The organism is Thermosynechococcus sp. JY1331, assembly GCF_031583475.1.
In the GTDB taxonomy this organism is placed as follows: domain Bacteria; phylum Cyanobacteriota; class Cyanobacteriia; order Thermosynechococcales; family Thermosynechococcaceae; genus Thermosynechococcus.
The window spans coordinates 1,970,658-1,994,451 of record NZ_CP134180.1; the positions used below are offsets into that span (position 1 = coordinate 1,970,658).

Genomic DNA, 23,794 nt, shown 5'->3' on the forward strand with positions numbered 1-23,794 from the left:
CTAACGCCCTGTGGGGGGAGACAGGATTCGTGAGGCAAACCGTGCCCGCCCGGAGGCCGCCCATTCTTGTAATTGGTGCACTTGCTCACGGGCGGTGCGTGCCAAGGGGATAATCTCACTGGCCGCGTGCAGCAGATCTTCGGTGGTAAAGTCGCGGTCTTGGCTAAAGGCAAGGTGCATTGCCTCAATGATACACTGCTCAATTTCAGCCCCAGAAAAGTCAATGGTTTCGTAGGCCAACCGCTCTAAATCATAGTTTTGCAGGCGATCGCGCCGCACACGACTGAGGTGCACTTCAAAAATCGCTCGCCGCTCATCCACATTGGGTAGTCCGACAAAAAAGATTTCATCAAAGCGACCTTTACGCAGCAGTTCCGGGGGCAAGACCTGCACATTGTTGGCAGTGGCCACAACAAAAACAGCAGAGGTTTTCTCCGCTAGCCAAGTGATAATCGTGCCAAAAACACGGCTACTGGTACCGCCATCCCCTCGGCCATCAATGCCCGCAAAGGCTTTATCCATCTCATCAATCCAGAGGACGCAGGGGGCTAGGGCTTCAGCAATTTGAATCATCTCGCGGGTACGTGCTTCGGATTCCCCCACGAGGCCGCCAAAGAGTCGCCCCACATCCAATCGCAACAGCGGCAAGTGCCATTGGTGGGCGATCGCCTTTGCCACTAGGGATTTACCGGTGCCCTGAATTCCCACTAGCAGCACCCCCCGCGGATAGGGCAGCCCATAGCGCCGTGCCCGCTCGGAAAAAGCACCGCCGCGCCGCAGCAACCACTCCTTGAGGTTATCAAGACCACCAATGTCGGCAATCGTTTCTTGGGTGGGGTAAAATTCGAGAATTTGGGTTTGCCGCAGGATCTGCCGTTTCTCCTCCAAGACCAGATCCACATGGCTGCCGTCCAGCACACCGTGCAAAGCAATGATCCGACCAATGACGCGGCGAATCCGCTCTAGGGTCAAGCCCTGACAGGCGCGGATCAACTCATCGAGAATGGGTTCTGCGGGAATGTTGCCGAGGCTTTGACAGAGCTTCACCAGTTCAAGGCGAATTTCCTCCCGTTGGGGCAAAGGGAACTCCACAACGGTAATCACATCCCGCAGTTCCGGGGGCAACTGCACCGTCGGAGCCAGCAGGATCAGGTTTTTGGGCTGGGACTTGAGTTGCCGCGCGAGGTTACGCAGTTTGCGAGAGACCGCTACATCCTCAATAAAGCGGTGAAAATCCCGCAGCAGAATCATGGCCGCTGCCGGTCGCGGCAGTCTTTCGACGAATTCAAGGGCACTGAGGGGATTGCGCTTGGCGACCCCCAGATCATTGGGATTGCCCTGATACCCCTCCACAAAATCCCAAATGTAGATGGGGCGCTGATTCAGGCGATCGCTAATTGTGTGCAGTGTTGCCTCAAGGCGTTCTTCCTCTGTTGTGGCCACATACAACAGGGGATAGCGTGCCCGCAGCAACAGTTCAAGGTCAGACTGAGCACTCACGGCGATGGTTCCGAACGCTCCAGAACCGATTGTAGTTGCGCAAGCATTGCCCAGCGGTGATCAATGGGGGGTTCCGCAGGGACAGGGGGGTGAATACCGCCACAATTGGGGTCACAGTATTGGGGGTAGGGCAGGGCAAGGCAGAGTTGCTGGTAGAGCCAGTCTGCAAGATCAATGCGACCGTTGGCGGGCAAGGTTTCCACCAGATCATCGTCGGGCTGACTGGCTGGGGTTTCTGCAAGCCAAATGAGTTCCGTAGTGGTACACACCAAGCGATGGTTATAGTACTGCAAACAGCGATCGCAAGAGAGGGTGACAATTGTCTGCACACTGGCGCTGACTTCTAAGTAGGTGTGGCGGTGACTGGCAGTCACCATTCCTTGCACGGGAGTCAACGTTGCCAAGTCTGGAAAATCGGTATCCACCCGCCACTCATAGGTCTGGGCGGGCAGCCGCAGTAGATCGGGAATACTTAGCCAGTGGGCATCGCTCACACTAAGTTCCTTGGCTCATTTCATAGAGTTCTTTGAGGAAGTGAAAACATTGCTCAGCCGTCATTGAGGTGGGCTGAAAGGTTGCTGCTGGTGAGTATTTTAACCGCAGGTACCGAATTTTATCACTGTCCATCTCGCCCAACTGCACCAGACGCATTGACCAATTGATGAAGGTGCGCTCTGCGATCGCTTTGAATTCAATAATCTCAGCGCTGTGGTGGCGGGGATCCTTGAGGATGCGGGCGTAGGTTTCACTCACTTTCTGGCGATCGCCCTCTAGGGTTTGCAGAAACATGCCGTTGCCGTAGCACAGTATTCCCGTAATGCCATCGCGGAGATTGTTCACCTCTGACTTGGCCATAATATCCCGCAGGTCTGGGTAGGACAGGCCATCTGTGGCACAACTGAGATAAAGCAAGCGATGTAATCTCATGGGTCTCCGGTTCTCGATCGCACACAACCGATTTCAATATCCCATGAAAGGGACCCTTGCTAAAGACGACTCCCGTGATCTTTACTTTAAGTTTCGCGAACGCCTCTGACCACTGCGCTAGTGCCAGCGCTTGATTTGACAAATCCGGCAAAAGTAACCTTAGCGCCGTGACGTTCAAACATAGCAGCAACATCTTTTATTCTTTGGGGATTGTCATACTCCGGCGAGAACATATCAAAGGTGTCTAAAATTGCCCATTCACGGCGTTTTTGCTGATCCACAGTACTAGGAATTGTTCGTAGATCAACAATTGGTAAAAATCGAGTCAGTACGCCTAGTTTAACTTTCACTAAAAAATCAAATAACGTAATTAAACCATCAATATTCTTCTCAATTAAATTCAACAGAGCTTGGTGTGACATCTTTTTTGTCAAGGGTCTTAAAAGATATTTTGCGTGTATTTTTGTCCAAAAACCTTTAATCGGATAGAAATCAACCACAATCTCAGCACCGATTTTTGCGTATTTAATCAGATTTTTTACAGATTCTTCAAAGTCAGGTGTATGTTGTAGAACCCCAAAACAAAACACCTTATCAAAAGAGGCTTCAGGCAAAGGGATGTCATAGATGCTCGCCTGAAATAGGTGTAATCTTCCGCCAGCAATATCAGAATTATTTTGCCAATTTGCCTCAACCGCCTCTGAATAATCAAAACTCCAAAGATAAGCAGACGTTTTTTCTAGGATAACCCGTGTAAATCTACCTGCACCAGAACCGGCTTCTAAAATACTTTTGCCAGCAAGCTCCTCAGGCTGCCAGTTTGTTGTTGCAAAGAATCGAGTTTCAGATTGTTTTTGATCTGTATCATCTATTTGTGTTTTTGAGAACTTATTCCATTGCAGACCAAAACTTTGGGTGTAGTTTTGGCTTGAATCTACAAATCTAGGAATCTGATTAACAATTGGATAAACAGAACCCGTCTCACTATAGTACGCAGTATGATCCTTTCTAAGTGGTGCTTTCGTCTTGGGATCAACGTAATGAATGGAGATAGTCATTGATTAACTCCTCAGAAAGATGTTTTTTAGGGGATTGATATAAAATTCCCCGGTGTGAAATAGGCTGTACAGCCGCAAACCATAGTAGCCAAGATAAATCACCCCTAGCCACCACCAGTTTTGAATGCGTTCATTGATGTAGCGAAAGGGGGTGTGCTGCAATCGCCGGCCAGTTTTCAGCTCTAGGCCTATAAAAACCGCCATCACCGTAAATGCGAGAAAGAGCACAGGGCCAAAGAGATGCATTCTCAGGGCATCTTCAACATTGCCGCGAGCGATCGCCATAAAGGAACGGGTCAGACCGCAGCCTGGACAGGGAATACCCGTTGTTGCTCGAAAAAGACAAAGTAAAAAAGGCGGCGTCCCCGTATGGTTAAAGAGTGCCGCTCCCACTAAAGGTGCTGTGGTCAGTCCCAAAAAGCCCCAGCGGCTCAAGCGTTCCTGTTTCGATAAAACGGCATCAGAGAAGCGCAGCATCCGGTTCCTCGGCATTCACCAACAGTCGCTGCTCCCATTCTGCCGCAAACGCCACAAATCGCTCCTCTAAAATGGCTTGGCGTGCTGCTTGGGTGAACCGAATCAGTTCCGTCACATTATGAATCGAGAGTAAGGTGTAGGCCAGTAGCTCCTTGGCACGCACTAAATGACTTAGGTAGGCTCGGCTAAAGGTGGTGCAGGTATAGCAGGGACAGGTGGGATCCAAGGGTTCATAATCGCGGCGAAAGCGAGCATTTTTTAGGTTCCAGCGCTGCCCTTGGACAATGGCACAGCCGTGGCGGGCCAAGCGGGTGGGAATCACACAGTCAAAGAGATCGACCCCGGCAGCGATCGCCCGCAACATTTCTAAGTGAGTTCCCACCCCCATCAAATAACGTGGCTTATGGGCAGGCAAGAGGGGAGCCGTCACCGCCACAATTTCATGCATGGCACTGTTGGGTTCCCCCACACTCACGCCACCAATGGCATAGCCCGGCAGGTCATAGGGCAGCATCGCCGCAGCACATTCTCGCCGCAGATCGGCATACACTCCCCCCTGCACAATGGCAAAGAGGGCTTGATCGGATCGTTGCTTTGCAGCAATGCAGCGCTCTAGCCAATGCAGGGTGCGTTGCGTCGCTTGGATCACTGCCTGCCGGCTTGCAGGATAGGGGGGGCACTCATCAAAGGCCATGATCACATCTGCCCCCAAGGCCTCTTGAATGGCGATCGCCCGCTCGGGTGACAGTTCAATGATTTGACCATCGTGGGGTGAACGAAACACCACCCCCTGATCGGAAATTTGCCGCATTTCGCTGAGGCTAAAGACCTGAAACCCCCCCGAATCCGTGAGAATTGGCCCTGACCAGCCCATAAAACGGTGCAGCCCCCCCGCTGCGGCCACAATGTCTTCCCCCGGTTGCAGGTGCAAATGGTAGGTGTTGGCCAAAACCATTTGAGCGCCCGCCGCCTTGAGGTGTTCTGGGGTGAGGGTTTTCACATTCGCTAAAGTACCCACGGGCATAAAACGCGGCGTTGCCACTGCGCCATGGGGGGTGTGAAACAGGCCTGCCCGCGCTTGGGTATGGGCACAGTCCTGCTGGCAGACAAATTCAAACACGCTGCTGGATCCACAAGAAGGCGTAAAAAATGTTACCAAATGCCTAGACAAACCCACAATCGCTGATCTATGATTAAAACTTGTGACCAAAAACGGATACTGAGTGGGCGCGATCGCCTCAACCCCCTTAAGTCCTTGGTTCCACTGATCCAGGGGTGGCAGCGTGTTCGCAACTTGCAATCATAGCCTTGCCATCTTTACCTGCGCCTGTCCTTGATCAACGATGGATGCGCCTTGAGCGTCATCGTCTTGACCGTGTAACTGCTGGGTCAATCCACCATTCCTAACTGTAGGAATCTGCCGAGGTGTAGCCTACGGGCTGCCTCTCGCTGTTTTGTTGTGATTCGTATTTTTAAGGAACGCGATCGTGACAGTTGGTATTTTAGGGACAAAGTTGGGCATGACCCAAATCTTTGACGAGGCGGGTCGATCTGTCCCCATTACGGTGGTACAAGCGGGGCCGTGTCCGATCACACAAATCAAAACCCCCCAAACCGACGGCTACACGGCCATTCAAGTGGCCTACGGCGAAGTGCGGCAGAAAAACCTGAGTCGCCCCGAGCGCGGCCACCTCAACAAATCGCAAACGCCCCCCATGCGTCATCTGCGGGAATTTCGCCTCGAAGATGCCTCTGCCTATCAATTGGGTCAGGCCATCACCGTTGATATTTTTAGTCCGGGGCAGCTTGTGGATGTCCACGGCACCAGCATTGGCCGAGGCTTTGCGGGCTATCAAAAACGCCACAATTTTAAGCGCGGTCCAATGGCGCATGGCTCGAAAAACCACCGTCTGCCCGGTTCCACTGGGGCAGGAACCACCCCGGGTCGGGTTTTCCCCGGCAAGCGGATGGCCGGTCGCATGGGCAATACGGCAGTCACCATTCGCAAATTGCAGGTGGTGCGCGTTGATCCTGAGCGCAACTTAATCCTGATCAAAGGGGCACTACCGGGTAAACCGGGGGCACTGGTGAGCATTACCCCCGCCAAGGTTGTCGGTCGCAAATAAGGGCTGGAGAGTAGTTATGGTTGCATGTGTGGTTAAAGACTGGCAGGGTGCCGACAGTGGTGAAGCCACCCTTGATCTAACGACGGCAAAACCTGAAACCGCCAGTCATATTGTTCATCGTGCCCTTGTGCGGCAGTTAGCCAATGCTCGGCAGGGAACCGTTTCCACCAAAACCCGTGCCGAAGTGCGCGGCGGCGGTCGCAAACCTTGGCGGCAAAAAGGAACAGGGCGTGCCCGTGCTGGTTCGATTCGTTCTCCCCTCTGGCGGGGGGGCGGTGTGATCTTTGGTCCTAAGCCCCGCGACTACAGCCAAAAAATGAATCGTAAGGAGCGGCGGCTTGCCCTGCGCACAGCCCTGATGAGCCGCGTTGAAGACTTGATTGTGGTTCAAGACTTTGCCGATCACTTGCCCCGTCCCAAAACCAAGGAACTGGTGACGGCGCTGCAACGCTGGGGCATTGAGCCAGAGCAAAAGGTGCTGCTACTGGTGGAAGACATTGCCGAAATGGTGGCACTCTCGGCGCGAAATGTGCCCACCCTGAAACTCCTGCGTGCCGATCAATTGAATGTTTTTGATTTACTCTATGCCGATCGCATTGTTGCCACCACTGGCGCGATCGCCAAAATTCAGGAGGTGTACGGTGACTAAAGTCCAACCCCGCGCTCTTGCGGATCTCATCAAGCGCCCCATCATCACAGAGAAGGCCACGATTTTATTGGAAAACAATCAATACAGCTTCGATGTGGACCGGCGCGCCACCAAACCGCAAATCAAGGCTGCGATTGAAGAACTCTTTAACGTCAAAGTTACAGCAGTGAATACCTATCATCTGCCCCCTAAAGAGCGCCGTGTGGGTCGGTTTGTTGGTCATCGTCCTCGCTACAAGCGGGCGATCGTCACCCTTGCCCCCGACAGCAAGATCGTTCTCTTCCCCGAAGTTTAACGGAGTAGATCATGGGCATTCGCGTTTACCGACCCTACACCCCCGGCGTTCGCCAAAAAACTGTTTCTGACTTTGCTGAAATTACCACCGACAAGCCCGAAAAGTCGCTGACCCGTGGCTTCAAGCGCGACAAAGGCCGCAATAATCGCGGTGTCATTACCAGTCGGCGGCGGGGGGGTGGCCACAAGCGTCGCTATCGTATTGTGGATTTTCGCCGCAGTAGCAAGCTCAATGTCCCCGCCAAAGTGGCAACCGTGGAGTACGATCCCAACCGCAATGCTCGCATTGCCCTGCTCCACTATCGCGATGGCGAGAAACGCTACATCATCCATCCTCGAGATTTGACCCCCGGCACCGAGGTTATTGCCAGTCCCGATGCCCCTATTGAAGTGGGTAACTCCCTTCCTCTGGGCAAAATTCCCTTGGGTACCAGTGTGCACAATGTGGAAATTATCCCCGGTCGCGGTGCGCAAATGGTGCGAGCTGCTGGTGCGATGGCACAAGTAGTGGCCAAAGAAGGGGATATGGTCACCCTCAAGCTTCCCTCGGGTGAAGTGCGGCTCTTCCGCAAGGAGTGCTATGCCACCATTGGCCAAGTGGGGAATGTTGAAGCCAACAACATCAGCTTAGGGAAAGCGGGTCGCAATCGCTGGAAAGGTCGTCGTCCGAAGGTGCGCGGTTCGGTGATGAATCCGGTGGATCACCCCCACGGTGGGGGTGAAGGACGCGCCCCCATTGGTCGTCCTGGGCCTGTCACGCCTTGGGGTAAACCCACCCTTGGCTACAAAACTCGCAAGAAGAAAAAACTCAGCGATGCTCTCATCGTGCGGCGTCGTAAGAAGTCTTCCAAGCGGGGTCGCGGTGGTCGTCAGTCTTAGGTTTTTGCGGAGAAGTTAGGTTATGGGACGTTCATTAAAAAAAGGCCCCTTTGTGGCGGATCATCTCTTACGCAAGATTGAAGCCCTCAATGAGCGCAATGCCAAGGAAGTGATCAAAACGTGGTCGCGTGCCTCAACGATTGTGCCAGAAATGATTGGCCACACGATTGCCGTCCACAACGGCAAGCAGCACGTGCCCGTGTACATCACTGAGCAGATGGTGGGTCACAAACTGGGGGAATTTGCCCCCACCCGCAACTTCCGCAGTCATGTTAAGGGCGATAAAAAAGCCCGCCATTGATTCTCTTGTTCGCGTCTGGGATAGCCGTCTATGGTTTCTACCTCTTCTCCTACTGCCCGTGCCTGCGCCAAGTATGTCCGCATGTCGCCCCACAAGGTGCGGCGGGTACTGGATCAACTGCGGGGTCGCACCTACCGCGATGCCCTGATTATGCTGCGCTTTATGCCCTATCGTGCCTGTGAGCCGATTACAAAGGTCTTGCGATCGGCGGCGGCCAATGCCACCCACAATTTAGGCTTGGATCCCGCCACCTTGGTAATTAGTCAAGCCTATGCCGATCAAGGGCCTTGCCTGAAGCGATTTCGCCCTCGCGCCCAGGGCCGCGCTTACCAAATTCGCAAGCCCACCTGCCACATCACGATTGCTGTGGCGCCCCAAAACACTGCTGACGAATCGTAGAAGGATACCACCGTGGGACAGAAGATTCACCCAATTGGCTTTCGCCTCGGCATTACACAAGAACATCGCTCCCGCTGGTACGCCGATAGCGATCGCTATCCTGAGCTATTACAGGAGGATCACCGCATCCGCACGTTTATTAACAAGCAACTGGCCAACGCTGGCATTGCGGAAGTGCGCATTGAGCGCAAAGCGGATCAAGTGGAGTTGCAAATTCGCACCGCTCGTCCCGGCGTCGTCGTTGGTAAAGGCGGCCAAGGGATTGAGGAACTGCGCAAGCAACTGCGGCAGATGCTCCCTAGCAACCGCACGATCAAAGTGAACGTGGTGGAAGTCAACCGTGTCGATGCTGAGGCCAGCCTCTTGGCGGAATACATCACCCAGCAACTAGAGCGACGGGTGGCCTTCCGACGCGCCGTGCGCCAAGCCATTCAGCGGGCACAGCGAGCAGGCATTGAGGGGATCAAAGTCCAAGTGGCGGGTCGCCTGAATGGGGCGGAAATTGCCCGTACCGAGTGGACACGGGAGGGTCGCGTTCCTCTGCATACCCTACGGGCAGACATTGACTATGCTTACCGCACCGCCCGCACAATCTACGGCATTTTGGGCGTGAAAGTGTGGATCTTTAAAGGTGAGGTACTGCCGGGACAAACCGAAGCCGTAACACGGGAACCCAGTCGCCGCAGTCCCCAACGCCGCCTACCCCAATTTGAAAATCGCTCTAACTAACAGGGAAGCCAGCGATGTTAAGTCCAAAGCGTACAAAATTTCGCAAACAGCAGCGGGGTCGCATGACGGGGGTTGCCAGTCGCGGTAACTCTATCCACTTTGGCGACTATGCCCTTCAAGCCCTTGAACCCGCTTGGATCACCTCACGGCAAATTGAGGCTGGCCGTCGTGCCATGACCCGCTATATCCGCCGCGGTGGCAAAATCTGGATTCGCATTTTCCCCGATAAGCCCGTGACAATGCGGCCTGCCGAAACGCGGATGGGGTCAGGGAAAGGCTCACCGGAATACTGGGTGGCAGTGGTCAAACCCGGTCGCATTATGTATGAAATTGCCGGTGTGCCGGAGGCGGTTGCCCGCGAAGCCATGCGCCTTGCTGCCTACAAAATGCCGATCAAGACCCGTTTTCTGGTGCGCAATCAAGAAGAGGAACAACAGGAGGGTTAAGAATGGCACTGACAAAAATGAAAGACCTGCGGGAACTGAGTGATCAAGAGGTGAGCGATCGCATTGCCGCCATTAAAAAAGAACTCTTTGATCTCCGCTTCAAAAAAGCCACCCGCCAAGAGGTCAAGCCCCATCAATTTAAGCATCTGCGCCACGAGTTGGCACAGCTTTTAACCCTTGAGAATGAACGTCGCCGCAGTGGAGGCCAAGACTAATGGCAGTTAAAGAACGTGTTGGCGTCGTCGTCAGCGACAAAATGCAAAAAACCGTCGTCGTTGCCGTCGAAAACCGCGCCCCCCACCCCAAGTACGGCAAAATTGTCGTCAAAACCCGCCGCTACAAAGCCCATGATGAAAATAACGAAGCCAAAGTGGGCGATCGCGTGCGCATTCGGGAAACCCGTCCCCTGAGTCGCACCAAGCGTTGGGTCATTGCCGAGATTCTCAGTCCTCGCACTGCCTAAGGAGAGCCAGCCATGATTCAACAGGAAACCTATCTCAACGTTGCCGACAATAGCGGCGCCAAAAAGCTCCTCTGCATCCGTGTGCTCGGCGGCGGTAACCGTCGCTACGGCAGTGTCGGCGATGTGATCATTGCCACCGTCAAAGATGCCACCCCCAATATGGCAGTGAAAAAATCCGATGTGGTTCGCGCTGTCATTGTGCGCACCCGCAAAACCATCCGCCGTGAAAGTGGCATGAGCATTCGCTTTGATGACAATGCCGCTGTTTTGATCAACCAAGAGGGTAACCCTCGTGGTACCCGTGTCTTTGGTCCTGTGGCTCGTGAACTGCGGGATAAAAACTTTACGAAAATTGTTTCATTGGCACCGGAGGTACTCTAATGGCGGCCAAGAAAGCAAACAAAAAGCCAGTGCGCTATCGCATGCACGTGAAAAAAGGGGACACGGTTCAAGTCATCGCTGGCAGCGACAAAGCTAAAGTCGGCGAAGTCCTTGCGGTCTTCCCCAAAACCAGTCAGGTGATTGTCAAAGGGGTGAACCTGAAAACCAAACATGTGAAGCCCCGCCAAGAGGGAGAATCCGGCCAAATCATCACCAAGGAGGCTCCCATCTACAGTTGTAAAGTGATGCTCTACTCCACCAAGCACAACGTGGCCAGCCGCATCTGTTACACCTACACCGAAGATGGCCGTAAGGTGCGGATGCTCAAGAAAACTGGCGAAATCATTGATTAGGTCTAACCCGTTTTCCCTCTCTGACCCAGCCCAGAGAATGCCCCTAGGAGAAGCCCCATGTCCCAACGCCTCAAAGATCACTACAACAAAACCGTTGTGCCGCAGCTCATGCAGCAGTTTCAGTACAAAAACATTCACCAAGTCCCCAAGATTGTCAAAATAACCGTCAACCGCGGTCTGGGGGAAGCGGCGCAAAATGCCAAAGCCCTTGAAGCCACCATTGCCGAAATTGCCACGATTACGGGACAAAAGCCCGTGGTCACCCGCGCCAAGAAGGCGATCGCTGGCTTCAAAATTCGCAAAGGCATGCCCGTTGGTGTGGCCGTGACGCTGCGATCCGATCGCATGTATGCCTTTTTGGATCGCTTGATTAACTTGGCACTGCCACGGATCCGTGACTTTCGCGGTGTCAACCCCAAAAGCTTTGATGGCCGGGGCAACTACACCCTAGGTTTGCGCGAGCAACTGATTTTCCCCGAAGTCAACTACGACGACATTGATCAAATTCGCGGCATGGATGTCTCAATCATCACCACTGCCAATACTGATGAAGAAGGACGCGCCCTGCTCAAAGCAATGGGCATGCCGTTCCGTGAGAACTAACGCCGGAGGCAGATTTTTAAGGAGCAACTATGGCAGTAAATGACACGATTGGCGATATGCTAACTCGCATCCGCAACGCAAACCTTGCGCGTCATCAAACCACCACCATTCCGGCCACGCGCATGACCCGCAGTATTGCGCAGGTGCTGAAAGCGGAAGGGTTTATTCGCGATTTTGAAGAGCAAGGGGACGGCATCAAACGGCATCTTGTGGTTTCCCTAAAATATCGCGGCAAGCAGCGCCAGCCGATTATTACTGCGCTCAAGCGGGTGAGCAAACCCGGTCTGCGCGTCTATGCCAATTCCCGTGAGTTGCCCCGGGTGCTCGGTGGCATCGGCATTGCCATCATCTCCACCTCTAGCGGCATCATGACTGATCGCGAGGCACGGAAGCAGGGCATTGGCGGCGAAGTACTCTGTTACGTTTGGTAAGCTCGGAGGAAGTCCCACATGTCTCGTATTGGCAAGCGTCCCATCCCCCTGCCAAAGAATGTCACCCTCACCCTAGACGGGCAGCAGGTCACGGTCAAAGGCCCCAAGGGTCAACTCAGTCGGGTTTTGCCGCCCGAGGTGAATGTTGCCCAAGAGGGCGAAAATATTGTTGTCAAACGCCGCGATGATTCTCGACCTGCTAAAGAACGCCACGGCCTCTGCCGCACGCTATTGGCCAACATGGTGGAAGGCGTCTCCCAAGGGTTTACGAAAAAGCTGGAAATTCAAGGGGTTGGTTACCGCGCCCAACTCCAAGGCAAAACCCTTGTTCTCAGTATGGGCTACAGCCACCCCGTTGAGATTGTGCCACCCGAGGGCATTACCCTAGAAATTGAGGACAACCAAGGTAAAAAAGTGCAGCAGGGCACGATTGTCCTTGTCAGTGGCATTGATAAAGAACTAGTCGGCAACACCTCTGCCCGTATTCGCGCCGTACGTCCCCCTGAACCCTACAAGGGCAAGGGCATTCGCTATATGGGTGAATTTGTGCGTCGTAAAGTTGGTAAGACAGGGAAGAAATAGATGAAACAAACTCGTACTGCGGCTCGCCAAAGTCGGCATCAGCGCATTCGCCGCAAAGTCAAAGGTACCAGCGATCGCCCCCGCCTCGCTGTCTTTCGTTCCCATCAGCATATCTATGCTCAGGTGATTGATGACACCCGGCACCATACCCTTGTGGCCGCTTCCAGTGTTGAGCCAGAACTGCGGCAAAAGCTGGGGGATGGCAGCACCTGTGCCGCCTCTATTGAAGTGGGGCGACTAATTGCAGAGCGTGCCAAAGCCGCTGGCATTGAGCGCGTTGTCTTTGATCGCGGTGGCAATATCTACCATGGTCGTGTCAAGGCCTTGGCGGATGCCGCCCGTGAAGCTGGACTAGACTTTTAGAGGATGACCCGATGGCAAATCGTCGTAAAAACCCCCGCAAAGTTGAAAAAGAAACCGACTGGCAAGAGCGGGTCGTCCAGATCCGCCGCGTCTCCAAAGTAGTCAAAGGCGGTAAGAAACTGAGCTTCCGCGCCATTGTGGTTGTTGGCAACGAGCGTGGCCAAGTGGGTGTGGGCGTCGGTAAAGCTGCCGATGTCATTGGTGCGGTGCGCAAAGGTGTGGCCGATGGCAAAAAGCACCTGATTGATGTCCCGATCACCAAATCCAACTCTATTCCCCACCCCACTTTTGGCGAAGGCGGTGCTGCCCGCGTCATGATTCGCCCCGCTGCACCGGGAACCGGGGTAATTGCTGGTGGCTCTGTGCGCACCGTTCTGGAACTAGCAGGGGTACGCAACGTGCTGGCCAAACAACTAGGCTCCAGCAACCCCCTCAACAATGCCCGCGCCGCCCTCGAAGCCCTTGCGGCCTTGCGCACCTTCCAAGAAGTTGCCGAGGAGCGGGAAATCCCCATTGAAAACCTCTATAGCAAATAGGTAGGAGTTGTCCATGCGGTTTCAAGATCTGCACCCCCAAGCGGGATCGCGACGACGCAAACGGCGGATTGGTCGGGGCATTGCCGCAGGTCAAGGGGCAAGTGGTGGCTTTGGGATGCGCGGGCAAAAATCCCGTTCGGGTCGCCCCACCCGTCCCGGCTTTGAAGGCGGTCAAAACCCCCTCTACCGTCGTCTCCCCAAACTCAAGCACTTTCCCCTCGTCAACCGGAAGGTTTACACTACGATCAACGTGGGTCGTCTCAATACCCTACCCGCCAATAGTGTAGTGACGGTTGAGTCTCTCCTTGAGACTGGCATTCTCACCACCGCCAAATATCCCCTCAAAGTGCTGGGGGATGGTGAGCTAAACGTCAAGCTGGAGGTTCATGCCGCTGCCTTTAGTGGCAGTGCCCGCAGCAAGATTGAAGCCGCTGGTGGGGTATGTGTGGAGACCTCCGTTGCTGCCGACAGTGAATAGAGGAACCCCAATATGATTGTGAATCGCGGCAAGGCACCCACTGCCCAAGAAACCTTTATGCAGATGGCTCAAGCGGCTGGTCTACGGGGGCGACTCCTGATCACCATTGGGCTATTGATCTTGGTACGGCTGGGGATTTATCTACCCATTCCAGGGATCGATCGCGCCGTTTTTGCCCAGAGCGTCCAAGATAATGCCGTGATTCGCTTCCTCGACATCTTTTCAGGCGGTGGCCTCTCTGCCCTTGGGATTTTTGCCCTCGGCATTCTGCCCTATATTAACGCCTCCATCATCATGCAATTGCTGACTGCTGCTCTCCCCTCCTTGGAGCGGCTGCAAAAGGATGAGGGAGAAGCCGGCCGCCGCAAAATTTCCCAAATTACTCGCTACGTGGCTGTGGGCTGGGCAGTTCTGCAAAGTTTTGGCATTGCCATTTTTGTGAGTTCCATTCCCGGTGCGGCTTTGCATCCGGGGGCGTGGTTTGTTGCTGAAATTGTCCTTGGCCTGACCGCTGGCTCAATGGTGGTGATGTGGATTTCGGAATTGATTACTGAGCGGGGCGTGGGTAATGGAGCCTCACTCTTGATCTTTTTGAGCATTGTTGCCTACTTGCCTGCCTCAGTGGGTCAGACGATCGCCCTCGCCGAAAGTGGGGGCAATATTGGCGGCATCGTTATTTTGGTGGCTGTCTTTTTGGCCATGATTGTCGGCATTGTCTTTGTGCAAGAGGGGACTCGCCGCATCCCCATTGTTTCGGCACGTCGCCAAGTGGGGCGCAAACTCTACCGCGAGCAAACCAGTTACCTGCCCCTGCGCTTAAACCAAGGGGGGGTGATGCCAATTATCTTTGCCTCAGCGGTACTCATTCTCCCTTCCACCTTGGCGCAGTTTACCCGCAACGAACTCGTGGCACGACTGGCCAGCTATGTTTCCCCCGCAGGCCCTACCCCATGGGCATATGTGATTTTCTACTTGCTCTTGATTCTTTTCTTTAGCTACTTTTACGCTTCTTTGATTGTCAACCCTGTGGATATGTCCCAAAACCTGAAAAAGATGGGCGCTAGTATTCCGGGAATTCGACCGGGGAAAGCCACCTCTGATTACCTAGAGCGGGTTCTCAACCGCCTGACATTCCTAGGGGCGATCTTTTTGGGTCTGGTGGCGATTATTCCCACGGCAGTCGAAAGTGCAACCAAAGTAACAACATTTCAAGGGCTGGGGGCGACCTCCCTGTTGATCTTGGTGGGGGTGGCCATTGACACCTCAAAACAGATTCAAACCTATGTGATTTCACAACGTTATGAGGGGATGGTGAAGCAGTAATGCGCTTAATTTTGTTTGGCGGCCCTGGTTCGGGCAAAGGGACACAGGCAGCAATTCTGACCACACTTTTGGGGATTCCCCATATTTCTACAGGGGATATTCTGCGGGCAGAGCGAGCTGCGGGCACCCCCCTCGGTCAACAGGCTCAAAGCTACATGGATCGCGGTGAACTGGTACCGGATCAGGTGATTGTGGATATGGTGGCCAATCGCTTGCAACAGCCAGATACGGCTGCGGGTTGGCTTTTGGACGGTTTTCCCCGCAATGTGGTACAAGCAGCAGTCTTTGAGGAGATGCTCAAAAGCATTCACCAAGACTATGATTACTTGCTCTTCTTAGATGTGCCTGCTGCGATTCTCCAGGAACGCGCCCTCAATCGTGCCAAGCAAGCGGCCAATGGTCAGCAGCGCTCCGATGATACCCCTGAAACCATCCTCAAGCGGGTACAGGTCTATGAGCGGGAAACCCTACCGATGATTCAACAGTACATGAGTCATCCCAAGTTTGTGCACATTGATGGAACACGTACGATCGAAGAGGTAACTGCTGCCATTCAAGCACGTATTGGGGAGGTGAACCGTGTCTAAACAGGATGCTATTGAAATTGAAGGGACAGTGACCGAGTCATTGCCCAACGCCATGTTTCGGGTGGATCTGGACAATGGCTTTAATGTCCTTGCCCATATTTCCGGTAAGATTCGCCGCAACTACATCAAAATTTTGCCGGGCGATCGCGTGAAGGTGGAATTGACCCCCTATGACCTGACCAAAGGGCGGATTACCTATCGCCTGCGCAAAAAGTAGTTTGATCTTTGTTGGCCACTCTGCTAAGATATAAAATTTGCGACTACATGAGCAACTGATATGAAAGTAAGAGCATCGGTACGGCGTATTTGTGAAAAATGCCGCGTCATTCGGCGACGTGGTCGGGTCATGGTGATCTGCACCAATCCGAAGCACAAGCAGCGCCAAGGGTAACCCACTGTTGTTGCACACATAGGAACTAGATTCATGGCTCGTATTGCTGGTGTTGATTTACCCCGCGACAAACGCATTGAAATTGCCCTCACCTACATCTATGGCATCGGCTTGACCCGCTCCAAGGAAATTTTGGCAAAAACGGGTGTTAACCCAGATACCCGCACTCGCGATTTGACGGATGCCGATATTGCGGCACTGCGGGCTGCGATTGACGAGTACCAAGTGGAAGGGGATCTGCGCCGTCTCGAGGCCATGAATATCAAGCGGCTCATGGACATTGGCTGCTACCGCGGGCGGCGGCATCGCCTTGGATTGCCGGTTCGGGGTCAGCGCACCCGTACCAATGCTCGCACCCGTCGTGGTGGTCGCCGCACTGTGGCGGGTAAGAAAAAACCCGCTGCTAAGAAATAAATTTTTCCGCTCCTGCTACCTGATTCACGGTTTGGATAGATTATGGCACCCTCTGCAAAACGCTCTGGCCCTCGTAAGCAAAAGCGCAATGTCCCCAGTGGCGTTGCCCACATTCAGTCCACATTTAATAACACGATTGTCTCAATTACCGACCCCAATGGTGAGGTGATTGCTTGGGCCTCTGCTGGCTCCAGTGGTTTCAAAGGTGCCAAAAAAGGCACACCCTTTGCAGCTCAAACTGCTGCTGATAATGCAGCTCGCCGTGCCATTGATCAGGGAATGCGGCAAATTGAGGTCATGGTGAGTGGTCCCGGTTCCGGTCGCGAGACAGCGATTCGGGCATTGCAAGCCGCAGGTCTAGAAATTACCCTCATTCGGGATGTGACCCCCATTCCCCACAATGGTTGCCGTCCTCCCAAACGGCGGCGGGTTTAGGTTGGTTTGGGTCACTTGGGAGCACAGCTATGGCATATCAAATTGAATGTTTGGAAACACGGGTTGAGGAGGATCAAGGGCAGTACGGCCAATTTGCGCTGCACCCCCTCGCCCCCGGTCAAGGGATTACGGTGGGGAATGCCCTGCGGCGGGTTCTTCTTGCCAACTTACCCGGTAGTGCCGTGACAGCGGTGCGCATTGCCGGTGTGAATCATGAGTTTTCAACAATTCCTGGTGTGCGCGAAGATGTCATGGACATTTTGCTGCAAATGAAGCAGTTGGTGATTCGCAGCCACACCTCAGAACCCCAAATGGGTCGCCTTTTTGCCCAAGCCCCTGAGAATGAGCCATTGACGGTTACTGCTGGTATGGTGCAACTTGGCTCTGAAGTGGAGGTGGTCAACCCCAACCACTATATTGCCACGCTGATGCCGGGGGCAACCTTGGAGATGGAATTCAAGATTGAACGGGATCGCGGCTATCGCTCGGTGGAGCGGGTACGGGACGATCGCCTTGCCTTGGACTATCTGCAATTGGATGCGGTCTTTATGCCCGTGCGGCGGGTCAACTATACCGTTGATTCGGTGCGCAGTGCGGGTGCAGAGGGCGATCGCCAGCTCCAAGACTATCTAAAGCTGGAAATCTGGACGAATGGCAGCTTGACCCCCCAAGATGCCCTCAATCAGGCGGCAACGATTCTCGTCGATCTCTTTAGCCCCTTGAAGGAAGTGCCCCTGCACACCTCTGAGGCCACCACCACCGATGAGCATGACGAAACGGGACAAATTCCCATTGAGCAACTCAATTTGTCGGTGCGTGCCTACAACTGTCTCAAGCGTGCCCAAGTCAATACGGTCGCTGACCTCCTTGAGTATTCCCAAGAAGAGCTACTGGAGATCAAAAACTTCGGTCAAAAGTCTGCCGAGGAAGTGATCGAAGCACTGCAAAAACACTTGGGAATTACGCTACCGCCCCAAAAAGCTGCCCGTAACTAGAGAGATTGAATGAGGTTTGTCTATGCGTCACCAACGTCGGGTTCCCCAGCTAGGACTGCCAGCCGATCAACGAAAAGCACTGCTGCGGGCACTGACCACTGAATTGATTCGCCATGGCCGCATTACCACCACCAAAGCGCGGGCAAAGGCGGTACGCGCAGAGGCGGAGCGGATGATCACCTTGGCAAAGGATGGCTCCTTGGCGGCACGGCGGCGTGCTCTTGGCTATCTCTACGATAAGCAACTGGTGCATGCTCTGTTTGCCCAAGCTCCAGAGCGCTATGGCGATCGCAAGGGTGGCTATACCCGCATTATCCGCAGTGTGCGGCGGCGAGGTGATAATGCCGAATTGGCGGTCATTGAACTGGTGTAGCAGGCAATGATGACGGCGATCGCACCTCCTCAGAGCGGCCAACGCTTGGCACTGCTTATTCAGTACCAGGGCACCCATTTCCACGGCTGGCAACGGCAGGTGGGACAGCGCACAGTACAGGAGGTGATTGAGCAGGCGATCGCCAGTGTTGTCAATCATCCCGTCTCTGTTGTCGCAGCGGGTCGCACCGATACAGGGGTTCATGCCGCTGGTCAAGTGGCTCACGTTACGATCAACTCGCCCATTCCCGTTCATCGTTGGCCGGGGATTCTCAATGCTCGCTTGCCCGCCGATGTAGTGATTCGTGCGGCAGCGGTGGTGCCCGATCACTGGCATGCCCGTTTCTCGGCACTGTGGCGTCGCTATCGCTATACCCTCTATACCGATCCTTGCCCCAATATCTTTCTGCGTCCTTGGACATGGCACTACTACTATGCCCCTTTGGATGTGGAAAAAATGGCAGCGGTTCTCCAGCCATTGATCGGGCGGCATCACCTCAGTGCTTTTCACCGTTCTGGCTCGAATCGTGCCCATTCTTGGGTGGAGGTGCAGGCGGTGAGCTGCCAGCGGCGCGGTGCCCTCGTGGAAATTGAGGTGCAAGCTTCGGGGTTTCTCTACGGCATGATGCGCCTGTTGGTGGGACTCTTGGTACAGGTGGGGCAAGGCCAGCGATCGCCCGCCAGTTTTACGGAAATTTGGCAGCAGGAGCAACGCCACCTCGTCAAGTATGCTGCCCCCCCTGTAGGCCTTTGTCTATTGGGGGTGGGTTATCCTGAATCGCCTTTCCCCCTTGCCCTGTGCACCGAGGCGATGCCCCAGTTTCAGTTAGCCTCCATTACCCCTGAATTGTCCATTGCATAGAATCATGGAGTTTGTGATGACCAGTACCGTAAAGACACCACTGCCCGCCGTGGATGACCTTGCTCCCCAGTGGTATGTCATTGATGCCGCTGATCAACGCTTGGGTCGGCTAGCCGCAGCAATTGCCCGTATTCTCAGGGGTAAAAACAAAGCCATTTACACCCCCCACATGGACACGGGTGATTTTGTGATTGTCATCAATGCCGAGAAAGTCACCGTCACCGGCAGAAAACGCTCCCAAAAACTCTACCGTCGTCACTCGGGACGCCCCGGCGGCATGAAAATTGAAACCTTTGATCAACTGCAAGCCCGCATTCCCGAGCGGATTATTGAGCATGCTGTCAAAGGGATGCTGCCGAAAAATTCCCTTGGCCGTAAACTCTTTACCAAGCTGAAAGTTTATGCTGGGCCAGAGCATCCCCACCAAGCGCAAAAACCCCAGCCTTTGACCATTAACACGATTCCGGGAGCCTAACATGCAGATTGCTGATCAGTCTAAGCGGGTAGTTTATTTGGGAACCGGTCGCCGTAAGTCGGCGGTGGCACGGGTGCGCCTGATCCCCGGTAGCGGTCAACTGTTGATCAATGGCCGCAATGGGGCTGACTACCTGCAAAACAACCCCACCTATCTCAACTTGGTGAAAGCCCCCCTTGAAACCCTTGGCCTTGAAAGTAGCTATGATATTTATGTCAATGCCACGGGGGGTGGTTTGACGGGGCAAGCAGATGCCATTCGTTTAGGGATTGCCCGCGCCCTGTGTCAACTGGACATCGAAAACCGCAAGCCGCTGAAAACGGAAGGCTATCTCACCCGCGATCCCCGTGCCAAGGAGCGGCGTAAATACGGTCTGCGCAAAGCCCGCAAAGCCCCCCAATACTCAAAACGCTAAGATTTTTGTTTTTTACTTCTCGTTTGTGGTGAGACGCCTATGCCAAAACCGAACATTCATCCCCAGTGGTATCCCGAAGCCAAAGTCTATTGTGACGGTGAAGTAGTGATGACCGTGGGTTCCACGAAACCCGAACTGCACGTGGATATCTGGTCAGGCAACCATCCCTTCTTCACGGGTACTCAGAAAATCGTTGACGCTGAAGGGCGGGTGGAACGCTTCCGCCGGAAATACAGCGGTGCCAAACCCCAGCAAACTGCTAAAGGGAAAAAAGCTGCCGCTAAACCTGCACCCAAAACCAACAAAAAGGGCTAATCGCTCTTCATGTCCCCCTTTTTTCAGCCGGCTGAGTGGCTGCCCCATCGCGCCTGTTGGTTAGCTTTCCCCAGTCACGAGGATTTGTGGGGAGAACTATTACCGCAGGTGCGTTTAGAATTTACTGCCCTGTGTCGCGCGATCGCTGACCCCGATCCCGTAACAGGTCAGTGCCGCGGGGAGCAACTGAAGATTCTGGTGCTGGATGAGGCGGGAGAAGCCACCGCTCGTTCTTATCTCGGGGATCTGAATCCACAGTTTTATCAACTCCCCTTTGGTGACATTTGGCTGCGGGATACCGCTCCTGTGGGCTTAATCAATGAGGCAGGGGAGCGTCGACTCCTCTGTTTGCCCTTTAATGGTTGGGGCAAGAAGTATCAACTTCCCGGCGATAGTGACTTGGCTGTGCGCCTTGCTCTAGCCATCGGCCTCCCCTATGGGGCGGTGCCGTTATTTTTGGAGGGGGGAGCGATCGAAGTGGATGGCGAAGGAACCTGCCTTACCACCCGCCAGTGTCTCCTCAACCCCAACCGCAATCCCTATTTAGACAGCGCAGAAGTGGAAGCCCGCCTCAAGCCCGCCCTTGGCGTGAGCAAAATCCTCTGGATTGAATCGGGACTGGCCAACGATCACACCGATGGTCACATCGATACGCTGGTGCGTTTTGTGGCTCCGGCAACTGTGGTTTGTATGCTGCCCGACAGCCCTGAGGATCCGAACTACGATGTCCTGCTGACGATTTATGAGCAGTTGCAAACGCTAACGGATGCCAAGGGGCGCTCCCTAGAGGTAATCCCAGTGCCTTCGCCGGGGCGGGTGACGAGTCGCAAGGGGGAGATTTTACCCGCTAGCTACGTGAATTTTTATATCGCCAATACCACCGTTGTCGTCCCCACCTATGGTGTCGAAGCGGATGCCAAAGCGGTTGAGGCGATCGCCAAGCTCTTTCCCAGTCGCAAAACTGTTGGCCTTCCCGCACGGACGATTTTAGAAGGGGGAGGCGCCTTCCATTGCATTACTCAGCAGGAACTATGAGAACACTGACCGTTGCTGCCATCCAAGCTCAACTGACCGATGATGTTGAGACCAATATTCTGCACCTCAGTGATCTAGTGCGGCAGGCGCATCAGCAGGGGGCACAGGTCATTGTCCTGCCAGAGCTATTTGAAGGTCACTATTTTTGTAAGGAAGAGCGGGAGAGTCACTTTCAGCGGGCACACCCCGTGAAAAACCACCCAACAATTGCTCACTTTGAGGCCTTGGCGCGGGAACTGGCGGTGGTGATTCCAGTGTCCTTTTTTGAAAAGGCGGGCACCGTCTATTACAACAGTGTGGCCATGATTGATGCGGGGGGTGTCAACCTCGGTGTCTATCGCAAAAGTCATATTCCCGATGGCCCCGGCTATGAGGAAAAGTTTTACTTCCGCCCCGGCAATACAGGCTTTCGAGTCTGGCGTACCCGCTACGGCAAAATCGGTGTCGGCATCTGCTGGGATCAGTGGTTTCCAGAGGCTGCACGGGTGATGACCCTGATGGGAGCAGAAGTGCTCGTGTATCCCACTGCTATTGGTAGTGAACCCCACGATCCCACACTGGACACCAAAGACCCGTGGCAGCGGGTGATGGTTGGTCATGCAGTGGCAAATGTGATTCCAGTGGTGGCAGCCAACCGTGTGGGTGATGAGGGGGGGCAACTATTCTATGGCAGTTCATTTATTGCTAATCCAAGGGGAGATCTGGTGGCCGAGGCTGATCGCACCCAAGAAGCAGTGCTTGTCCATAAATTTGATTTAGAGGAAATTGAGCACCTACGGGCGGCCTATGGCTTCTTTCGCGATCGCCGACCCGGCCTCTACAAAGCCCTGTTGACTGCGGATGGTGTTAGTTAATTGCCGTGGCTTGGCTGGAGATGAAAGTGTAGGTGCTGATGAGCCTGTAGCCGATGGCAATGATCATGCTCGCTGTCGTGCTCATGGGGATGAGTGTGCCAAAAACCAGCGGGGAGATGCCGCAACTGCCACGGTCGGGTCAACACCACAAAAGCGATGAAAAGCACCATGCTACTGAGGCCAGTATAGAAAAAATGTTGGGCTGGAAACTGACTGCCGAACCATCCCGCTAGGGGATAGGCCAAGACCCACCAAAGATGACTCCAAGCAAACTGAGCGCCATAAACCCGACCCTGCAAGTCCACGGCCACTCTCTCAGCAATTACCGTCTGCATAGGCACATTGACGAGGGTTTTACCGATACCCGCGATCGCCCACAACAGAGCGAGGGTAGGGACATTGGCACCATAGGCAGCCAGCAACGGCAGCACCGTCAGTATCCCCCCTAGGGCCATCACCACCACTGCACTCATCCTGCGACAGGAAGAACCCCAAATCACCGCAGCCAAAGTAGCACCCCCACCAAATGCCGCCATGATTGAGCCGTAGGCCTGACTTCCTGCCTGTAGCGTGCCCTGAACATAGCCGACGGTATTCACCAAAATTTCCGCGCCAGCGATCGCCGCCACCAATTGCAGTAGTAATCCATAGCGAATTGCTGCATCCCACCAAAGGCACTGACTACCAACACTTAGCTCCTCAAGAAATCCGCTACGGGGGGGGACTGATCCTGCTCTAGGTACGATCAAAGCAGTGGGCAGCCCAGCAATCAACACCGCTGCAACCAAAAAGGTCAAAGCATCCAAAAAGAACACTGAACGGGTACTGCATAACGCCGCAATACTACCTGCGAGGGCTGGGCCTAAAACACTCAGGAGTTGGTACGTGGCATTCGAGAGGGCGATCGCCGGTGGGCACTCCTCAGCAGTCGTAATCAAGGGTAATGTGGCCGTGTAGGTTGGGGTAAAAAGGGCGTGAAAGCCACTCAGCAAAGCCACTACGAGATACAGTTGCCAGCCCTCAGTAACAAACGGCAAGAACGACACCAAAACCATCCGCACAAGATGGGTAGTCACCATCAATCCCTTGCGATCCAATCGATCTGCTAAGACACCAGCAATAGGAGCCAATAGCACAAAAATGGTGACCCGCAGAGTTAAGGCAGTTGAGAGCCACAGTCCTGAATTCTCTCCTGCTAACTCAAAAGCAAGGAGTGCTAAGCCGAGCCATGTGAACGCATCCCCAATCAGATTGATCGTTTGCGCCGTATAGAGACCGGCAAAGGCTCGATTCCGTAGGCACTGCAACAGGGGAGGAAGTTGAAAGGTCATGGTGGCCACCTCAAA

At 54.2% G+C, this 23,794-nt stretch carries 39 protein-coding genes; 32 read left to right on the top strand and 7 right to left on the bottom strand.

Annotated features, from left to right (window positions below; all coding sequences use genetic code 11):
- The 6 genes from RHJ31_RS09620 to tgt form a co-directional block, all read right to left on the bottom strand.
- Positions 1–1,500 (bottom strand): AAA family ATPase, encoded by a 1,500-nt coding sequence (locus RHJ31_RS09620; RefSeq protein WP_302676453.1) that lies wholly within the window; start codon positions 1,498–1,500, stop codon positions 1–3.
- Positions 1,497–1,994 (bottom strand): DUF177 domain-containing protein, encoded by a 498-nt coding sequence (locus RHJ31_RS09625; protein ID WP_302676454.1) that lies wholly within the window; start codon positions 1,992–1,994, stop codon positions 1,497–1,499. The genes RHJ31_RS09620 and RHJ31_RS09625 overlap by 4 nt, the downstream gene beginning before the upstream one ends.
- 1 nt (position 1,995) lies before the next feature.
- Positions 1,996–2,427: a BLUF domain-containing protein gene (locus RHJ31_RS09630; protein ID WP_206201518.1), complete on the bottom strand. Its 432-nt coding sequence runs from the start codon at positions 2,425–2,427 to the stop codon at positions 1,996–1,998.
- 86 nt (positions 2,428–2,513) lie between these two features.
- Complete coding sequence (locus RHJ31_RS09635; protein WP_149817921.1) at positions 2,514–3,485, bottom strand: bifunctional 2-polyprenyl-6-hydroxyphenol methylase/3-demethylubiquinol 3-O-methyltransferase UbiG; 972 nt, start codon at positions 3,483–3,485, stop codon at positions 2,514–2,516.
- Between the two features lie 3 nt (positions 3,486–3,488).
- Positions 3,489–3,962, bottom strand: a complete 474-nt coding sequence (locus RHJ31_RS09640) for a DUF2752 domain-containing protein (RefSeq protein ID WP_302676455.1) — start codon at positions 3,960–3,962, stop codon at positions 3,489–3,491.
- Entirely contained in the window at positions 3,946–5,082 is a 1,137-nt protein-coding gene (gene tgt, locus RHJ31_RS09645; RefSeq protein WP_302676456.1) for a tRNA guanosine(34) transglycosylase Tgt, read from the bottom strand. The genes RHJ31_RS09640 and tgt overlap by 17 nt, the downstream gene beginning before the upstream one ends.
- 367 nt (positions 5,083–5,449) lie before the next feature.
- Here tgt and rplC point away from each other — a divergent pair, with 367 nt between their 5' ends.
- Genes rplC through aguB form a run of 32 tightly spaced genes read left to right on the top strand, consistent with a single transcriptional unit; the run spans position 5,450 to position 22,448 of the window.
- Complete coding sequence (gene rplC / locus RHJ31_RS09650; protein WP_206201515.1) at positions 5,450–6,088, top strand: 50S ribosomal protein L3; 639 nt, start codon at positions 5,450–5,452, stop codon at positions 6,086–6,088.
- Between the two features lie 16 nt (positions 6,089–6,104).
- Positions 6,105–6,737, top strand: coding sequence for a 50S ribosomal protein L4 (gene rplD / locus RHJ31_RS09655; protein WP_302676457.1), 633 nt, complete (start codon positions 6,105–6,107; stop codon positions 6,735–6,737).
- Positions 6,730–7,032 (top strand): 50S ribosomal protein L23, encoded by a 303-nt coding sequence (locus tag RHJ31_RS09660; RefSeq protein ID WP_206201513.1) that lies wholly within the window; start codon positions 6,730–6,732, stop codon positions 7,030–7,032. The genes rplD and RHJ31_RS09660 overlap by 8 nt, the downstream gene beginning before the upstream one ends.
- Before the next feature lie 11 nt (positions 7,033–7,043).
- On the top strand, positions 7,044–7,910 hold the full coding sequence (rplB, locus tag RHJ31_RS09665; protein WP_302676458.1) for a 50S ribosomal protein L2: 867 nt from the start codon (positions 7,044–7,046) through the stop codon (positions 7,908–7,910).
- Positions 7,911–7,932: 22 nt separating this feature from the next.
- Positions 7,933–8,211 (top strand): 30S ribosomal protein S19, encoded by a 279-nt coding sequence (gene rpsS / locus RHJ31_RS09670; protein WP_011055940.1) that lies wholly within the window; start codon positions 7,933–7,935, stop codon positions 8,209–8,211.
- Between the two features lie 30 nt (positions 8,212–8,241).
- Positions 8,242–8,610 carry a 50S ribosomal protein L22 gene (gene rplV, locus RHJ31_RS09675; protein WP_011055941.1) on the top strand — a complete coding sequence of 123 codons (369 nt, stop codon included), beginning with the start codon at positions 8,242–8,244 and terminating at the stop codon, positions 8,608–8,610.
- A 12-nt stretch (positions 8,611–8,622) separates the two neighbouring features.
- Positions 8,623–9,339 (top strand): 30S ribosomal protein S3, encoded by a 717-nt coding sequence (rpsC, locus tag RHJ31_RS09680; RefSeq protein WP_149817906.1) that lies wholly within the window; start codon positions 8,623–8,625, stop codon positions 9,337–9,339.
- A gap of 14 nt (positions 9,340–9,353) precedes the next feature.
- On the top strand, positions 9,354–9,785 hold the full coding sequence (rplP, locus tag RHJ31_RS09685) for a 50S ribosomal protein L16 (RefSeq protein ID WP_149817904.1): 432 nt from the start codon (positions 9,354–9,356) through the stop codon (positions 9,783–9,785).
- Positions 9,786–9,787: 2 nt separating this feature from the next.
- Positions 9,788–10,000: a 50S ribosomal protein L29 gene (gene rpmC / locus RHJ31_RS09690; protein WP_206201511.1), complete on the top strand. Its 213-nt coding sequence runs from the start codon at positions 9,788–9,790 to the stop codon at positions 9,998–10,000.
- A complete protein-coding gene (gene rpsQ, locus RHJ31_RS09695) occupies positions 10,000–10,248 on the top strand; it encodes a 30S ribosomal protein S17 (RefSeq protein WP_011055945.1) in 249 nt (82 codons plus the stop codon). Before rpmC ends, rpsQ begins: the two co-directional genes overlap by 1 nt.
- A 12-nt stretch (positions 10,249–10,260) precedes the next feature.
- Entirely contained in the window at positions 10,261–10,629 is a 369-nt protein-coding gene (gene rplN, locus RHJ31_RS09700; RefSeq protein ID WP_149817900.1) for a 50S ribosomal protein L14, read from the top strand.
- Entirely contained in the window at positions 10,629–10,982 is a 354-nt protein-coding gene (rplX, locus tag RHJ31_RS09705; RefSeq protein ID WP_225901675.1) for a 50S ribosomal protein L24, read from the top strand. Before rplN ends, rplX begins: the two co-directional genes overlap by 1 nt.
- A 57-nt stretch (positions 10,983–11,039) precedes the next feature.
- Complete coding sequence (gene rplE / locus RHJ31_RS09710) at positions 11,040–11,585, top strand: 50S ribosomal protein L5 (RefSeq protein ID WP_206201510.1); 546 nt, start codon at positions 11,040–11,042, stop codon at positions 11,583–11,585.
- A gap of 29 nt (positions 11,586–11,614) precedes the next feature.
- The gene (gene rpsH / locus RHJ31_RS09715; RefSeq protein WP_149817898.1) at positions 11,615–12,016 is read left to right on the top strand and encodes a 30S ribosomal protein S8; all 402 of its coding nucleotides are present in this window, start codon (positions 11,615–11,617) and stop codon (positions 12,014–12,016) included.
- An 18-nt stretch (positions 12,017–12,034) separates the two neighbouring features.
- Positions 12,035–12,598 carry a 50S ribosomal protein L6 gene (gene rplF / locus RHJ31_RS09720; RefSeq protein ID WP_206201509.1) on the top strand — a complete coding sequence of 188 codons (564 nt, stop codon included), beginning with the start codon at positions 12,035–12,037 and terminating at the stop codon, positions 12,596–12,598.
- Positions 12,599–12,961: a 50S ribosomal protein L18 gene (gene rplR / locus RHJ31_RS09725; protein ID WP_302676459.1), complete on the top strand. Its 363-nt coding sequence runs from the start codon at positions 12,599–12,601 to the stop codon at positions 12,959–12,961.
- Positions 12,962–12,972: 11 nt separating this feature from the next.
- On the top strand, positions 12,973–13,497 hold the full coding sequence (rpsE, locus tag RHJ31_RS09730) for a 30S ribosomal protein S5 (protein WP_011055952.1): 525 nt from the start codon (positions 12,973–12,975) through the stop codon (positions 13,495–13,497).
- 13 nt (positions 13,498–13,510) lie between these two features.
- Positions 13,511–13,975, top strand: coding sequence for a 50S ribosomal protein L15 (gene rplO / locus RHJ31_RS09735; protein WP_206201507.1), 465 nt, complete (start codon positions 13,511–13,513; stop codon positions 13,973–13,975).
- A 12-nt stretch (positions 13,976–13,987) separates the two neighbouring features.
- Complete coding sequence (gene secY, locus RHJ31_RS09740) at positions 13,988–15,298, top strand: preprotein translocase subunit SecY (protein WP_206201506.1); 1,311 nt, start codon at positions 13,988–13,990, stop codon at positions 15,296–15,298.
- Positions 15,298–15,885, top strand: a complete 588-nt coding sequence (locus RHJ31_RS09745) for an adenylate kinase (RefSeq protein ID WP_302676460.1) — start codon at positions 15,298–15,300, stop codon at positions 15,883–15,885. The genes secY and RHJ31_RS09745 overlap by 1 nt, the downstream gene beginning before the upstream one ends.
- Entirely contained in the window at positions 15,878–16,102 is a 225-nt protein-coding gene (gene infA / locus RHJ31_RS09750) for a translation initiation factor IF-1 (protein ID WP_011055956.1), read from the top strand. Before RHJ31_RS09745 ends, infA begins: the two co-directional genes overlap by 8 nt.
- Before the next feature lie 60 nt (positions 16,103–16,162).
- Positions 16,163–16,276: a 50S ribosomal protein L36 gene (rpmJ, locus tag RHJ31_RS09755; protein WP_011055957.1), complete on the top strand. Its 114-nt coding sequence runs from the start codon at positions 16,163–16,165 to the stop codon at positions 16,274–16,276.
- A gap of 33 nt (positions 16,277–16,309) precedes the next feature.
- Positions 16,310–16,690, top strand: a complete 381-nt coding sequence (gene rpsM / locus RHJ31_RS09760) for a 30S ribosomal protein S13 (protein ID WP_024125578.1) — start codon at positions 16,310–16,312, stop codon at positions 16,688–16,690.
- Positions 16,691–16,732: 42 nt separating this feature from the next.
- Complete coding sequence (gene rpsK, locus RHJ31_RS09765) at positions 16,733–17,125, top strand: 30S ribosomal protein S11 (protein ID WP_011055959.1); 393 nt, start codon at positions 16,733–16,735, stop codon at positions 17,123–17,125.
- 29 nt (positions 17,126–17,154) lie between these two features.
- The gene (locus RHJ31_RS09770; RefSeq protein ID WP_302676461.1) at positions 17,155–18,120 is read left to right on the top strand and encodes a DNA-directed RNA polymerase subunit alpha; all 966 of its coding nucleotides are present in this window, start codon (positions 17,155–17,157) and stop codon (positions 18,118–18,120) included.
- Positions 18,121–18,142: 22 nt separating this feature from the next.
- The gene (rplQ, locus tag RHJ31_RS09775) at positions 18,143–18,493 is read left to right on the top strand and encodes a 50S ribosomal protein L17 (protein WP_206201503.1); all 351 of its coding nucleotides are present in this window, start codon (positions 18,143–18,145) and stop codon (positions 18,491–18,493) included.
- Between the two features lie 6 nt (positions 18,494–18,499).
- Positions 18,500–19,354, top strand: a complete 855-nt coding sequence (gene truA / locus RHJ31_RS09780) for a tRNA pseudouridine(38-40) synthase TruA (RefSeq protein WP_302676462.1) — start codon at positions 18,500–18,502, stop codon at positions 19,352–19,354.
- Between the two features lie 16 nt (positions 19,355–19,370).
- Positions 19,371–19,829, top strand: coding sequence for a 50S ribosomal protein L13 (gene rplM / locus RHJ31_RS09785; RefSeq protein ID WP_206201501.1), 459 nt, complete (start codon positions 19,371–19,373; stop codon positions 19,827–19,829).
- 1 nt (position 19,830) lies between these two features.
- The gene (gene rpsI, locus RHJ31_RS09790) at positions 19,831–20,244 is read left to right on the top strand and encodes a 30S ribosomal protein S9 (RefSeq protein WP_149817876.1); all 414 of its coding nucleotides are present in this window, start codon (positions 19,831–19,833) and stop codon (positions 20,242–20,244) included.
- Positions 20,245–20,283: 39 nt separating this feature from the next.
- Positions 20,284–20,559 (top strand): 50S ribosomal protein L31, encoded by a 276-nt coding sequence (rpmE, locus tag RHJ31_RS09795; protein ID WP_149817874.1) that lies wholly within the window; start codon positions 20,284–20,286, stop codon positions 20,557–20,559.
- A gap of 9 nt (positions 20,560–20,568) precedes the next feature.
- Entirely contained in the window at positions 20,569–21,594 is a 1,026-nt protein-coding gene (locus RHJ31_RS09800; protein ID WP_302676463.1) for an agmatine deiminase family protein, read from the top strand.
- Positions 21,591–22,448: an N-carbamoylputrescine amidase gene (gene aguB / locus RHJ31_RS09805; protein WP_302676464.1), complete on the top strand. Its 858-nt coding sequence runs from the start codon at positions 21,591–21,593 to the stop codon at positions 22,446–22,448. Before RHJ31_RS09800 ends, aguB begins: the two co-directional genes overlap by 4 nt.
- On the opposite strand, the gene RHJ31_RS09810 is transcribed toward aguB, so the two are convergent.
- On the bottom strand, positions 22,445–23,779 hold the full coding sequence (locus RHJ31_RS09810; RefSeq protein ID WP_302676465.1) for an MFS transporter: 1,335 nt from the start codon (positions 23,777–23,779) through the stop codon (positions 22,445–22,447). The two genes, aguB and RHJ31_RS09810, sit on opposite strands and share 4 nt — an antisense overlap.
- Positions 23,780–23,794: the final 15 nt, after the last annotated feature.